Source organism: Actinoplanes nipponensis (assembly GCF_016862275.1).
GTDB classification, from domain to species: domain Bacteria; phylum Actinomycetota; class Actinomycetes; order Mycobacteriales; family Micromonosporaceae; genus Actinoplanes; species Actinoplanes nipponensis.
In genome coordinates this window covers 1-13,986 of the sequence record NZ_BOMQ01000059.1, presented here as the reverse complement: position 1 = coordinate 13,986, position 13,986 = coordinate 1, and the positions used below count along the sequence as shown (strand labels likewise).

Genomic DNA, 13,986 nt, shown 5'->3' with positions numbered 1-13,986 from the left:
GCACCGGACCGGATTACTTGAGGTCCGCCTCGGTGTAGTAGCCCGAGTCGACGAGCTCCTTCTTGTAGTTGCTCTTGTAGACGATCACCGAGTCCAGCAGCTGGGCCGGGACGACCTTCACGCCGTTGTCGTAGTCCTTGTCGTTGTTCGTCGTGGGCTTCTGGCCCTTGAGAACAGCATCGGCCATCTGCACGGTGGTGTCCGCCAGCTTGCGGGTGTCCTTGTAGATGGTGGCGAACTGCTCACCGGCGATGATCGACTTGACCGAGGCGACCTCGGCGTCCTGGCCGGTGACGACCGGGTACGGCTGGCCGGCGGTGCCGTAGCCGTTGCTCTTGAGCGCGGAGAGGATGCCGATGCTCAGGCCGTCGTACGGCGACAGCACGCCGTCGACCTTGGTGCCGCCCTTGTAGGTCGAGGTCAGCAGGTTCTCCATGCGGTCCTGGGCGACGGCCGGCTTCCACCGCAGGATGGCGACGGTCTTGAAGTCGGTCTGGCCGCTCTTGACCACCAGGGTCTTGTTGTCGATGTACGGCTTCAGGATCGACATCGCGCCGTTGAAGAAGAACGTGGCGTTGTTGTCGTCCGGGGAGCCGGCGAACAGCTCGATGTTGAACGGGCCCTTGGCGTCGCCCTTGGAGCCGTCCTCCTTGAGCAGCTTCAGGCCGACCAGCAGCGAGGTGGCCTGCTGGACGCCGACCTTGAAGTTGTCGAACGTGGCGTAGTAGTCCACGTTCGGGCTGTTGCGGATGAGCCGGTCGTAGGCGATGACCGGGATGTTGTTCTCCTTGGCGCTCTGCAGCTGCGTGGTGATCGCCGTGCCGTCGATCGACGCGATGATCAGCAGCTTGGCGCCCCGGGTGATCTGGTTGTCGAGCTGGTTCACCTGGGTCGGGATGTCGTCCTCGGCGTACTGCAGGTCGACCTTGTAGCCCTTGGCCTCGAGCTGCTTCTTCAGGTTGTCGCCGTCGCCGATCCACCGCTCGGAGGAACGCGTCGGCATGGTCACGCCGATCAGCGCGCCGCTCGCGTCGGCGGCGCCGGAGGCCTGCTGGTCCACCGTCTTCTCACTCGAACCACAGGCGGCCAGCGCCACCGTCAGCGTCATGGCCGTGGCCACGGACGCGAGTCGGGTCAACTTCATCGTTCTCTCCTTGCGATGGTGGGTCCCCAAAGTCGCACGACGGGGGCAACTTTCCCGCACGTACGATCAGAAGTAAACATTTCTAGACAGTCTTGTTACTGAGGCGATACGCGTGTCACCGCGCGAACTGTCGGTAGTAGGCCTGGTTCCAGCGCACCCGGTCGGCGAAGTCGTACGTCGTCGTCTTCTCGTCGATGAGCAGCAGTTCAGTGTCGAGCATGGTGGCGAAGTCGCGCAGCGGCTCGGCCCCGACGGCCTGGGTGAGCACGGTGTGGTGCGGTCCGCCGGCGGTCAGCCAGGACTCGGCCGAGGTGGCCAGCGACGGGGCCGGCTTCCAGACCGCGCGGGCCACCGGCAGCTTCGGCAGCGGCTCGTCCGGCGCGGTGACCTCGATGGTGTTGGCGACCAGCCGGAACCGGTCCCCCAGGTCGGCCAGGCCGATCACCACGCCGGGGCCCGGGGCGGCGTCGAAGACCAGGCGTACGGGGTCCTCGCGGCCGCCGATGCCCAGCGGGTGGATCTCGCAGGACGGCCGGTCGGCGGCGATGCTCGGGCAGACCTCCAGCATGTGCGCGCCGAGGATCTTCTGCTCGCCCGGGCCGAAGTGGTAGGTGTAGTCCTCCATGAACGAGGTGCCCCGGCCGGTGCCCGTGCCCATGGCCTTGACCGCCGCGAGCAGCGCCGAGGTCTTCCAGTCGCCCTCGCCGCCGAAGCCGTAGCCGTCGGCCATCAGCCGCTGCACGGCCAGGCCGGGGAGCTGGCGCAGGCCGCCGAGGTCCTCGAAGTTGGTGGTGAACGCGCCGAAGCCGCCGTCGGTGAGGAACCGGCGCAGGCCGGCCTCGATCCGCGCGGCGTAGCGCAGCGACTCGTGCCGGTCGCCGCCGCGGGCCAGCTGCGGGTCCAGGGTGTACGCGTCCGCGTACTCGGCCGCCAGCGCGTCGACCTCGCTGTCGGCGACGGCGTCGACGACCGCCACCAGGTCGTTCACCCCGTACGTGTTGACCGAGACGCCGAAGCGCAGCTCGGCCTCGACCTTGTCGCCCTCGGTGACCGCCACGTCGCGCATGTTGTCGCCGAAGCGGGCCAGGCGCAGCGTCCGAAGGCGCTGCACCCCGGCCGCGGCCCGGACCCAGCCGTCGATCCGGGCGACCACCGACGGGTCGGCCGCGTGCCCGGCGACGGTCTTGCGGGCCACCCCGATCCGGGTCTGGATGTAGCCGAACTCCCGGTCGCCGTGCGCGGCCTGGTTCAGGTTCATGAAGTCCATGTCGATGGACGCCCACGGCAGCGCCTGGTTGAGCTGGGTGTGCAGGTGCAGCAGCGGCTTGCGCAGCGCGTCCAGCCCGGTGATCCACATCTTGGCCGGGGAGAACGTGTGCATCCAGGCGACCACGCCCAGACAGGCCGGGTCGGCGTTGGCCGCGAGCATCACCGCGCGGATCGCCGCGCTGTCGGTGAGCACCGGCTTGCTGACGATCTCGGCGGAGATCCCGCCGGACGAGGTGAGCAGCTGCTGGATCTGCTGGGACTGGGACGCGACCTGGTCCAGGGTCTCGGGCCCGTAGAGGTGCTGGCTGCCGGTGAGGAACCAGATCTGCGGCTTCATCGGGTGGACTCCTGTCCGTAGGCGGTGATGGTCGTTCCGGCGGCCACCCGCCGCTGCAGGGCCCGCAGGTTGCGCATGACCTTGTTGGCGCCGCGGCCGAAGTAGTCGTGCAGCTTGGTGTACTCGGCGAACAGCTCGTCGTAGACGTCGGCGGCGGCCGGGTCCGGCTCGTACACCGCGATCTGCTTGCGGCCCATCGCGGCCGCGGCCGACCGGACGTCCGGGTACGCGCCCGCGGCGGCGGCCGCGTGGATCGCCGAGCCCAGCGCCGGGCCCTGGTCGGAGCCGATCACCGACAGCGGCATCCGCAGCACGTCCGCGTAGATCTGCATGAGCAGCGGGTTCTTGACGAGCCCGCCGGCGGCGACGAACTCGCGCACCGGCACGCCGGCGGCCTGGAACGTCTCCACGATGGTGCGGGTGCCGAACGCGGTGGCCTCGATCAGCGCCCGGTAGACGTCCTCGGGGCGGGTGGCCAGCGTCTCGCCGACCAGCAGGCCGGACAGCTCGTGGTCGACCAGCACGGACCGGTTGCCGCTGTGCCAGTCGAGCGCGATCAGCCCGTGCTGGCCCGGCCGCTGCCGCCCGGCCAGCTCGGTGAGGCGCTCGTGGGTGTACTCGGGGGCGAGGTCACGCAGGTAGTGGGCGAAGATGTCGCCGACGCCGCTCTGCCCGGCCTCGTAGCCGTACAGCCCCTCGACGATGCCGCCGTCGACCACGCCACACATGCCGGGGACCTCGGCGACCTCGGCGCCGTTCATCACGTGGCAGGTCGAGGTGCCCATGATGGCGACCATCTGGCCGGGCTCCAGGGCCTGGGCGGCGGCCGAGGTGACGTGCGCGTCGACGTTGCCCACGGCGACCGCGATGCCCTCGGGCAGCCCGGTCCAGCCGGCGGCCGCGGCGCTGAGCGTGCCGGCGGCCGCGCCGAGCCGGCCGATGGGCTGGTCCAGCTTCTCCGCGACGAAGTCCGCGAAGGCGGGGTTGAGCTCGGCGAGGAACTCCCGCGCCGGGTAGTGCCCGTCCTGGCGGATGCCCTTGTAGCCGGCGGTGCAGGCGTTGCGGACGTAGGTGCCGGTGAGCTGCCAGATGATCCAGTCGGCGGCCTCGACCCAGCGGTCCATCCGCGCGTACAGCTCGGGGTCCTCCTCGAGCAGCTGCAGCGCCTTGGCGAACTCCCACTCCGAGGAGATCAGGCCGCCGTAGCGCGGCAGCCAGGACTCGCCGCGCTTGGCCGCGAGCTGGTTGATCCGGTCGGCGTGCGGCTGGGCGGCGTGGTGCTTCCAGAGCTTGACGTACGCGTGCGGCCGGCCCGCCAGGCCCTCGACCTCGTTCAGCGGCGTGCCGTCGGCCAGCGCCGGCACCATCGTGCAGGCGGTGAAGTCGGTGCCGACGCCGATGACCCGCGCGGGGTCGATGCCGGCGGCGCGCACGGCGGCGGGCACGGCCCGCTGGAGCACCTCGACGTAGTCGGCGGGCACCTGCAGGGCCCAGTCGTGACCCAGCGGCGTGCCGTCGGGCAGGGCCTCGGTGAGCACGGCGTGCGGGTACTCGTGGACGGCGGAGCCGAGCTCGGCGCCGTCGGATACCCGCACGACCACGGCCCGGCCGGAGAGGGTGCCGAAGTCGACGCCGATCACGTAGGTCTCGGACGGAGCGACGGGCATGAGTGGGTACCTCCGGGAAGGGGGATCCGGCTGGGACGCCGGCGTGTCAGAGACCACACGACGGGCGGCGTGGGATCGAGTGTGAGCGCTAACATTTCCGATGTCAACGGGTTCGCGGTTACAACGCGGCAACCTAGGCGAAACCGTTTGCGCAGGCCGGTGACTTTCTCAGCCGGGCGGGGCCACGCTGGCCCGCTCCACCAGCACCGGAGCGATGACCACGCGGTTGGGCGGGGTGCCGGGGTCGGTGATCTGGGCCAGCAGCAGATCCAGGCCGGCCCGGGCGACCGCGCTGAAGGACGGCCGCACGGTGGTCAGCGGCGGAATGAAGAACGCCGCCTCCGGCACGTCGTCGAAGCCGACCACGCTCACGTCCTGCGGCACCCGGCGGCCGTGCTCGCTGAACGCGCGCAACAGGCCGAGCGCCTGATGGTCGTTGGCGGCGAAGACGGCGGTGACCTCGGGCATCCGGGCCAGCATCCGGCCGGCGTCGTAACCCGAGGCGGCCGACCAGTCCGCGTTCACCAACGGCGGCACCTCGGCGCCGGCCTCCCGCAGGGCGGCCAGCCAGCCCTCGATGCGCCAGGCGGCGTCGTACCAGTCCGGCGGGCCGGAGATGTGCCACACCGTACGGTGGCCGGCGGCCAGCAGGTGCCGGGTGGCCGCCCGCGCCCCGGCGGCCTGATCCACGGTCACCAGCGTGTGCGAGCGCTCCGGATCGCCGTCGATGGTCACCAGCGGCACCCCGGCCGGCATGCCCTCGAGGGCGTCGTCGGCCGACTTCACCGGCGCGATCACCACCAGCCCGGCCACCCGCTGGTCCAGGTGCCGTTCGACGGCGCCCGCGATCGACTCCCGGTCGAGGCGCCCCACGCTGCCCACGCTGACCGCGAAGCCGGCCTCGGCGGCGGCCTGCTCGAACGCCGCCAGCAGCGAGGCCGGTCCGTACAGCGTGCTGTTCTGCGCCACGATCCCGATCAGCTGGGAGCGGCCGGTGACCAGGGCCCGGGCCGCCCGGTTGGGCCGGTAGCCCAGCTCGGCGATGGCCGCGCGGACCCGCAGCCGGGTCTGCTCGCGCACGTTCGGGTGGTCGTTGAGCACCCGGGAGACGGTCTGGTGCGACACCCCGGCGAGCCGGGCGACGTCGGTCATGGCGGGGCTGCGCGTCGCTTGCCCGTCCATCGCCACACCTCGTCCCGATCAATCGAAGAAGATGGCCGGTATCCCGGAGTGTGGGCCCGCCCGCCATTGTTAGCGATAACAAGATCCTCGTCAACAGGCCTGTGCGCCCCGGCGGGGGCCGACCCGTACGCTCGGCGGTGATGGACGCAGCACCGGTTTCCCCGCCGCCGAACGGCCACGTCGTGCTCGACACCGGCCACGACCACGGCTTCGCCTCGCTGCGCGCGCCGGCCCCGCCCCGGGCCGAGCGCTACGAACTCGGCCGTTCCCTGCGCGAGCGGTCGCCGCGCTCCGATCTGGCGCACTGGACGCCCCGGCCGGACCGCGCCGACCCGGTCCAGCAGATCGTCGAGGCGCACGAGGGCCGGGTCCCCTGGCTCATCCCGGTCCGGGTGGGCCGGATGATCGCCTCGCCGTACGCGTTCCTGCGCGGCTCGGCCAACATCATGGCCGACGACTTCGCCGACCTGCCGCACACCGGCATCACCCCGGTCATCTGCGGCGACGCCCACCTCGGCAACTTCGGCTTCTACGCCTCCCCCGAGCGGGAACTGGTCTTCGATCTCAACGACTTCGACGAGGCCCACCCGGGCGCCTGGGAGTGGGACCTGCGCCGGCTGGTGACCAGCGTCTGGGTCGCCGGGCGGCAGAATGGCTTCCGCGAGCACGCCTGCGCCGACGCGGTACGGCACTGCGTCGAGGAGTACCGCGAGCAGATCGGCCACCTCGCCGAGCAGCCGCTGCTGGCCCGCTCGTTCGCCGCCCTGGACGTGGACGACCTGCGCAAGGCGGCCACCAGGCCCGGCTTCCGGGACGAGATCGAGCGAGCCGCCCGCCGCGCCCGCCGCCGCACCAGCGACCGCGCGCTGCCCCGCTTCACCGAGCACCGCGACGGCACCGTACGGCTGGTGCAGGAGCCGCCGCTGATCACCCGGCCCAGCGACCGGGAGCTCGACCACCTGGCCGCGGCGCTGGACGGCTACCTCAACACGCTGCCGCCGCACTGGGCGCGCATCCTGGCCGGCTACCGGATCGTCGACATCGCGCACAAGGTCGTCGGGGTGGGCTCGGTCGGGCTGCGCGCGTACGTCGCGCTGTGCGAGGGCAGCAGCCCCGACGACGTGGTGTTCCTCCAGCTCAAGCAGGCCCGCCGGTCGGTCGTCGCCCGGCACCAGCACGGCTCGGTCGCCTGGCACCGGCACCAGGGTCAGCGCGTCGTGGAGTACCAGCAGGCGCTGCAGACGGTCAGCGATCCGCTGCTGGGCTGGACCACCGTGGGACGGCAGCAGTTCTACGTGCGCCAGTTCCGCGACATGAAGGGCGCGATCCTGGTCGAGGACATCAACGCCGGCGCGCTGGCCGACTACGCCGGGATCTGCGGGTACCTGCTGGCCAAGAGCCACGCCCGGACCAGCGGGGCCTCCATGATCGCGGGGTACATCGGCGGCAGCGACAAGCTCGACGAGATGCTGAGCAGGTTCGCCCGCGCGTACGCCGACCAGGTCGAGAGCGACCACCAATGCCTGGTCGCCGCCGTGCGCCAGGGTCACCTACCGGCGGAGCCAGCATGAGCGGAACGTTGTCCCTGTCCTCGCCCGCGGTCCTGCAGTTCTGGACCGAGCGGCACCTCTGCACGCTGACCACCCTGCGCCGGGACGGCTCGCCGCACGTCGTGCCGGTGGGCGCCACCGTCGACCCGGCGGCCGGGCTGCTGCGGGTCATCGCGTCCGGCGGCTCGGCCAAGGTCCGCCAGGTCCGCGCCGGCGGCGACCGGGTGGCCATCTGCCAGGTCGACGGCCCGCGGTGGAGCACGATCGAGGGCCGGGCGGTGGTCCGCGACGACCCCGAGTCGGTGGCCGAGGCCGAACGCCGCTACGCCGAGCGGTACCGCCAGCCCCGGCCGAACCCGCAGCGGGTGGTCATCGAGGTGACGATCACCCGGGTGCTCGGCTCGGCCAGCCTGGGCGCTACTGGAAGCTCACGAGTTCCGGAACGGGCCTGAACCGCAGCACCTCGGCCGCACCGTAGCGCTTGACGTCCTCGTCGTAGAAGAGCTTGTAGCCGAGGTGGAACTGCCCCGGCCGGCGCAACCTGTCCCACGTGGCGTCCTTCTCCGCGCGGGTGCCGAAGCCGTCGACGTGCTGCACCAGCGCCAGCCCCGGACGCTTACTGATCGCGGCGATGTCGGGCAGCATGGACGCGCGGAACTGGTGCACCACGAACAGCTTCTCCGGCAGCCGGTGCGCGCCGACCAGCCCGGACAGGTACGCCGAGACCCGGTTGACCTCGGCGGCGCCGACCCGGCCGATGGTCCGGCCGGGCACCTTGCCGGCCGGCATCCGCCACTCCGGGTCCAGCGCGAGACCCACGTGCGGCTGCACCAGGAAACGCTCCAGCCGGCGGGCCTGGGGCAGGAAGTCGCCCCGGCCCGGCTGCAGATCGAGCACGACCAGGGCCTTGTTCCGGCGGGCGTGGTCCACGTACTGCTGGATGCGGCTGAACGGGATCATCCGGCTGTAGTCGCCGTCGGCGCCGGGGCCGGCCTGCGCGACGCTGGCGATCAGCTCGTACGCGACCTGCACCTTGCGGCCGCCGCCGAACGGCTTCGCGGCCGACCGCAGCTTGCGCAGCATCCTGTCCGGGCTGTCCTCGCCCAGCACGCCGAGCACGCTGTTGCCGGCGGTCCCGTAGTAGGCGACGACCCGGTAGGCCGGGAAGATCCTGGTGCCGCCCTGGGGCAGCTGCGCCGGTGGCGGCGGCGAGGCGGCCCGGGCGCTCGGCGCGGCACTCGGCGCGGCGCCGGACGGGCCGGCGGCGGGCTCGACCCGGTCGGCGGTGCAGCCGGCCAAGGTGGCGGCGAGCAGGGCAGCGAGGATGCGGCGCACGGCGATCCCTTCCTTGTCCGCGGGGCAGCGGCCACCGTACTGCCGGCGGCGCGCGATGTCAGCGCCCGTACCCGGCGCGTTCTGAGTACGCGCGCCCATCCGGGCCGGCCGGTCGCCCGGCAGGGTGATCGCCATGACCTCCTCCACCACCGCGCCCGGCTCCGCGGCCGCCCTGGCGGCGACCACACCCCCCGACCGGGACCGCTACGTCGACCTGCTGCGGGTCGCCTCGCTCGGCGTCGTGATCGCCGGGCACTGGCTGATGGCCGTGCCGGTGACCGGCACGGGCGGCGGCCTCCGCGTCACCAACGTGCTGGCCCTGGCGCCGCAGCTGCGCCCGGCGACCTGGCTGCTGCAGGTCATGCCGGTGTTCTTCCTGGTCGGCGGGTTCGCGCACGCGACCGCGCTGGCCTCGATCCGGCGCCGCGGCGGCGGCTACGCCGACTTCGCCCGGTCCCGCACGGCCCGGCTGCTGCGGCCCACCGCGGTCTTCCTGGCGGTGTGGCTGGCCCTGGCGCTGGGGGCGGCGCTGTCCGGCCAGGACGACGGCCTGGTCCGGACGGCGCTGCGGACGGCGGTGCAGCCGCTGTGGTTCCTCGCGGTCTACCTCGGACTCGTCGCGCTGGCGCCGGTGATGGAGCGGCTGCACCGGCGCTTCGGCGCGCGGGTGCCGATCGTGCTGCTGGCCGTGGCGGCCGGCGTGGACGTGCTGCGCTTCGCCGGGCACCCGCGGATCGCCGCGCTCAACCTGCTGGTGGTGTGGGCCGGGGTGCACCAGCTCGGCTTCTTCTACGCCGACGGGACGCTGCAGCGCGGCGGCCGGCGGCTGGCCCTGCTGCTGGCCGGCGCCGGCCTGGGCGCGGTGCTGCTGCTCACCACCGTGGGGCCGTACCCGGTGTCGATGGTCGGCGTGCCCGGCGAGGCGATGTCCAACATGTCCCCGCCGACGGTGGCGCTGGCGGCGCACGCGGTGTGGCTGACCGGGCTGGTGCTGGCGCTGCGCGGCCCGGCCACCCGGCTGCTGGGCCGGGCCCGGGTGTGGCGGGCCGTCGTCGCGGCGAACGGCCTGGCGATGACGGCGTTCCTGTGGCACCTGACCGCGGCGTTCGCCGTCCTGGTGGCGTTCGGCGGCTGGTCGCCCGGGGCGCCGGGATCGGCCGGCTGGTGGGCCACCCGGCCGCTCTGGCTGGGGGCGGCCGCGCTGGTCACCGCCGGGCTCGTGGTCACGTTCCGGCGCTTCGACACGCCCCGGCCCACCGTGATCGCCCCCGGCTCGGCCGCGCGGGCCGCCACCGGCGCGGCGCTGTGCACCCTGGGCGTGCTCGGCGTCTCCAGCGTCGGCTTCGGCGGGCTGCTCACCGGGCACACGGCGACGCTGCTGGTCGTGCCGGTCAGCGCGCCGCTCGCGCTGGCCCTGGTGGCGCTGGGCGCGGGACTGCTGCGCCCGGCGCGGGTAGCTTCTCAGGGGTGAGCGATCCTGAGTTCCTGGAGGGCGCCCCCGTCGCGCTGGGCGGCCCGCGCGGGCTCGAGGTGACCCGGACCCTGCCCAGCAAGCACCGGCGGATGGTCGGGGCGTGGTGCTTCCTCGACGCGTACGGGCCGCACCGGCTGGCCGGCTCGCCCGGGATGCGGGTCGGCCCGCACCCGCACATCGGGCTGCAGACGGTCAGCTGGCTGGTCGCCGGGGAGATCCTGCACCGCGACAGCCTCGGCCACCGGCAGGAGATCCGGCCGGGACAGCTCAACCTGATGACGGCCGGACGCGGCATCTCGCACTCCGAGGAGACGCCGGCCCGGCACGGCGACGTGCTGCAGGGCGTGCAGCTGTGGGTGGCACTGCCGGAGGCGGACCGGGCCGTACCCCCGGCCTTCGCCCACCACGCGGACCTGCCGGTGCTCACCGACGGCGGCCTCACCGCGACGGTGCTGATGGGCGAGCTGGCCGGCGCGGCCTCCCCGGCCCGGTGCCACACCCCGCTGCTGGGCGCGGAGGTCACCCTGGCGGCCGGCTGCCGGGCCACGCTCCCCCTGCGACCCGATTTCGAGTACGCGGCGCTGGTCGTCGACGGCGCGGCCGCGGTGGCGGACGTGCCGGTCAAGCCGGGGCCGCTGCTCTACCTCGGCGAGGGACGCGCGGAGCTGCGGCTGGAGGCCGGGCCGGACACCCGGCTGATGCTGCTGGGCGGCGCGCCGTTCACCGAACGCATCGTGATGTGGTGGAACTTCGTGGGCCGCGACCACGAGGAGATCGTGGCGGCCCGGCAGGGCTGGGAGAACCGCGCGGCCGGCGGGCCCTTCGGCACGGTACGCGGCTACGACGGCCCGGACATCCCGGCGCCGCCGATGCCGATCACCCGGCTGGTCGCCCGGGGCCGCACCCGCTGAGCTGCGAAGATCCACTCCGGTCGACGGACAAACCCGGCTTGACGCTGGTGCGGCGCGGGCGGATCGTCAGGAGGGTAGCCATGCACGCGGGCTGAAGGAGCGCACCGTGAGCCTGCTCGACGTGGGGAAACTCGCCCTCATCACCGTCACGCCGACCCTGATCGGCGCCGCCGTCATCTATTCGCCCCGCTGGTGGGCCGCCGTGGCCCGCGCCTGGAACGCCCACCGGGCCGACGAGCCGCAACCGCTCGGGCCGCCGATCGAGCAGCTCGCCGCCGACCTGCGCCGGCTGCTGCGGCTGCACGAGGAGCTCACCCGCTCGGCGCACCTGGCCATGCTGGCCCACCGGGTGTGGGCGGTGGAGGCGGCGATCGGCGCGCGGGCGGTGGAGGCCGCGCGCGCCCTCGACGTGCCACACCGGGAGCCGGAACAGCTGGAGATCCTCACCCGGGCGGCGCTCGGCCGGCTGCTGACCGACCTGGCCGGGGCCGGGCTGGTGCTGCCCGCCCTGGTGGCGCCGTTCACCAAGGACGGACGGCGCTGAGGCCGGGGCGCGGCATGAACCTGAGCGGGCCGTTAAGAATGGCTTAAATTCCGTGGCCGCGCCCATTCATGAATGCGTCTCGACCCCGGCCCCACCAGTGACTTTCCGTCGATTCCCGAAAACCTTCCGTGCCCGGCTCATCGGGAATGAACCGCTGGGCGTCCGCATCCGTACTGTCTGTCGATGGAACTCTCCCGGTGGGCCGCGGCGCCGGGAAGGCTCCGGACGTCCGGGGCGTCCGAGGGCCCGGAGAAGGACCTCCGCGGGCGGTAGCGCTCTCCGCAAATCCGTGGTTAACCTTCCTATTCGTACGGCGGGGAAGGTGCTACCGGGCGCGGGGACGGGTGCGCGGCAGCGAGGACGGGGGGACGGATGCGGCAGCCGGCCGGCTCAGCGCAGCCACCGTCGTGCCCCGCAACGGGCGGCGCCGGGGTGACCCGATGAGTTTCGAGGACGACGAGTACTGGGAATCCGAGTACGACGACGACCCGAAACGACCGTACGCGGACACCACCGCGACGGCCCGGGACCCGTACGCGGAAGCCGTCGCGGCCCGCTGGGGCGCCGATACCCGCCGCCCCCCGATTCGCGCCCGATATGTCGAAGAGGACGAATTCGACGAGGCCCCGCCCCAGGTAGCGCCGCCCGTCACCGCGTTCGATCCGGGCGTCGACGAGCTGGCCGAACGCCGCCGCCAGCGCCGCCAGGACGGATACCAGCGGTCACCGAACCGCGACAAGCGCATCAAGCAGGCGTTCGACACCGAGCGGCCCAGCTGGCTCGACGATCCCGCGTTCGCCCCGGCCGACCTCGACGCCGCCCCGGTGTCGCCGCCCGGCGCCGAGGGCTGGCAGCGCCGCAGCCTCGACTTCGACGAGCTCGAGTACGACGACCGCGACTTCGACGAGCGCGACTGGGAGGAGCAGCAGCGCTACAACGCGTCGCGCCGCTCCCGCGTGGTCGAGGACTGGGACGAGACGCCGACGGGCGGACGGGGCCGCCGGGAGGTTCCGCAGCCGGTCAGCGGCCGGGCCCGCGTGACGCCGCCCGAGTTCGACCCGCTGGTGGACGACCTGCGCGAGGAGGACCTGCTCCCGTACGAGCGGCCGGCCGCCTTCGAGCGCCGCCGGCCGGCACGGACCGGGTGGGACGCGCCTGCTGGGGCCGTACCGGAGAAGCAGCCGTGGTCCGACCGGCCCGCCGCCGCCGCGACGCCGGAGGCGGACCGCCGGACCGAGCCGTGGGCCGACCGCCCGGCTGCCGCCGCCGCGACGCCGGACACGGACCGCCGGGCCGAGCCGTGGGCCGACCAGCCGGCCGCCGCCGCGACGCCGGACACGGACCGCCGGACCGAGCCGTGGGCCGACCGCCCGGCTGCCGCCGCGGACGTGGAGAAGGCCGAGGACGGCGACGGTCCGCGGGTGCTGAGCAAGGCGCCGCCCCCGGTGGCGCCGCGCGTGCTGAGCAAGGCAAAGCCTCCCGCGCCGCCGAAGGTGGTCAAGAAGGCCGACCCGCCGGCGGTGCCCCGGGTGGTCAAGAAGGCCGACCCACCGGCGACGCCGCGGGTGGTCACCCCCGCGCCGCCGAACGTGCCGAAGACTCCGGCGGCATCCGCGCCCGCCGAGACCGTCCGCCCGGTCGCGCCCGGCGCCGGGCAGGCCCCGGCCGCGTTCGAGCAGGGCCGGATCGTCGCCGGACCGCCGGCCCACGACCAGGCGACGCCGGTCCGGCCCGCCGGGGGCGCCTCCCGCGGGCCGCGGGTCGGCTTCGTGTCACCGGCCGGCGATGTGCCCGCCGATCCGGCCGCGTTCGACCAGGCGCGTCCGGGATCGTCGGCCGGCCCGGGATGGGGACCGGTCGACCCTGCCGCGTTCGACCAGGTACGGCCCGGAGTACCGGCGGGGGCGAGACGGGCTCCGGCCGGCCCGGCGGCGTTCGACCAGACCCGGCCCGGAGCACCGGCCGATCCCGCGGCGTTCGAGCAGACCCGGCCCGGAGCACCGGCCGATCCCGCGGCGTTCGAGCAGGCACGGCCCGTGTCGCCGGCCGCCGGACGGGCCGCTGTCGATCCTGCCGCCTTCGACCGGGCACGTCCCGGCGCGCCCGCCGGGGCCGAGCGGGTTCCCGTCGATCCCGCCGCGTTCGAGCAGGCACGGCCGGGCTCGCCCGCCGGGCCCGGACGGGCACCCGTCGACCCCGCCGCGTTCGACCAGGCACGGCCCGGATCGCCGGCCGCGCCCGGCCCGGTACCGGGGCGGCCCCGGCCCGGTGCGGTTCCCCCGCCTGACCGCCGCGCGGCCGCTGCGCCGCCGGCCACTCCGTCCGGGCCGCGCGTCCGGCCGCCCGTCATGCCGGCCGCCGCGCCGCCGCCGATTCCGCCGTCCGCGCCCGCGCCCATCCGGCGGCCCGCGGTCGGTGAGTCGCCGCAGAGCCCGGCCGGCCCGCAGGCCCCGGCCGCCTTCACCCCGTGGGCCGAGGGCGACCAGGCGCCGCGTCACGATCCCCGCCTCGCGCCGCCCCCCGGCGCTCCCGAGTCCGGGGCCGGCCGGCCCGTCCCGCCCGGTGCGCCGGTG

Annotated in this window: 10 protein-coding genes and 1 pseudogene; 6 read left to right on the top strand and 5 right to left on the bottom strand. The window is 74.0% G+C overall.

The genetic code is table 11. The features are described from left to right. Positions 1-13: 13 nt before the first annotated feature. From chvE to Ani05nite_RS24370, 4 genes are all read right to left on the bottom strand, one after another. Positions 14-1,144, bottom strand: a complete 1,131-nt coding sequence (gene chvE, locus Ani05nite_RS24385; RefSeq protein WP_203771828.1) for a multiple monosaccharide ABC transporter substrate-binding protein — start codon at positions 1,142-1,144, stop codon at positions 14-16. Positions 1,145-1,259: 115 nt separating this feature from the next. Continuing rightward, on the bottom strand, positions 1,260-2,750 hold the full coding sequence (araA, locus tag Ani05nite_RS24380) for an L-arabinose isomerase (protein WP_203771826.1): 1,491 nt from the start codon (positions 2,748-2,750) through the stop codon (positions 1,260-1,262). Then, positions 2,747-4,417 carry a ribulokinase gene (gene araB / locus Ani05nite_RS24375; RefSeq protein WP_203771824.1) on the bottom strand — a complete coding sequence of 557 codons (1,671 nt, stop codon included), beginning with the start codon at positions 4,415-4,417 and terminating at the stop codon, positions 2,747-2,749. The genes araA and araB overlap by 4 nt, the downstream gene beginning before the upstream one ends. 168 nt (positions 4,418-4,585) lie before the next feature. Further along, the gene (locus Ani05nite_RS24370; RefSeq protein ID WP_239130570.1) at positions 4,586-5,599 is read right to left on the bottom strand and encodes a LacI family DNA-binding transcriptional regulator; all 1,014 of its coding nucleotides are present in this window, start codon (positions 5,597-5,599) and stop codon (positions 4,586-4,588) included. 140 nt (positions 5,600-5,739) lie between these two features. Here Ani05nite_RS24370 and Ani05nite_RS24365 point away from each other — a divergent pair, with 140 nt between their 5' ends. Together Ani05nite_RS24365 and Ani05nite_RS24360 are read left to right on the top strand one after the other, a co-directional pair. Then, complete coding sequence (locus tag Ani05nite_RS24365; protein WP_203771822.1) at positions 5,740-7,170, top strand: DUF2252 domain-containing protein; 1,431 nt, start codon at positions 5,740-5,742, stop codon at positions 7,168-7,170. Next, positions 7,167-7,601, top strand: coding sequence for a pyridoxamine 5'-phosphate oxidase family protein (locus tag Ani05nite_RS24360; RefSeq protein ID WP_203771820.1), 435 nt, complete (start codon positions 7,167-7,169; stop codon positions 7,599-7,601). Before Ani05nite_RS24365 ends, Ani05nite_RS24360 begins: the two co-directional genes overlap by 4 nt. On the opposite strand, the gene Ani05nite_RS24355 is transcribed toward Ani05nite_RS24360, so the two are convergent. After that, positions 7,567-8,619 carry a hypothetical protein gene (locus tag Ani05nite_RS24355; protein ID WP_203771818.1) on the bottom strand — a complete coding sequence of 351 codons (1,053 nt, stop codon included), beginning with the start codon at positions 8,617-8,619 and terminating at the stop codon, positions 7,567-7,569. The genes Ani05nite_RS24360 and Ani05nite_RS24355 overlap by 35 nt on opposite strands. Between Ani05nite_RS24355 and Ani05nite_RS24350 the strand changes: the two genes are divergently transcribed. The 4 genes and pseudogenes from Ani05nite_RS24350 to Ani05nite_RS24335 all read left to right on the top strand — a co-directional run. Then, on the top strand, positions 8,618-9,955 hold the full coding sequence (locus Ani05nite_RS24350) for an acyltransferase family protein (RefSeq protein ID WP_203771816.1): 1,338 nt from the start codon (positions 8,618-8,620) through the stop codon (positions 9,953-9,955). The genes Ani05nite_RS24355 and Ani05nite_RS24350 overlap by 2 nt on opposite strands. Further along, entirely contained in the window at positions 9,952-10,869 is a 918-nt protein-coding gene (locus tag Ani05nite_RS24345; RefSeq protein WP_203771814.1) for a pirin family protein, read from the top strand. The genes Ani05nite_RS24350 and Ani05nite_RS24345 overlap by 4 nt, the downstream gene beginning before the upstream one ends. A 106-nt stretch (positions 10,870-10,975) precedes the next feature. Next, positions 10,976-11,413: a hypothetical protein gene (locus Ani05nite_RS24340; RefSeq protein ID WP_203771812.1), complete on the top strand. Its 438-nt coding sequence runs from the start codon at positions 10,976-10,978 to the stop codon at positions 11,411-11,413. A gap of 440 nt (positions 11,414-11,853) precedes the next feature. Continuing rightward, a pseudogene (locus Ani05nite_RS24335) lies at positions 11,854-13,986 on the top strand (hypothetical protein); the annotation flags it as partial.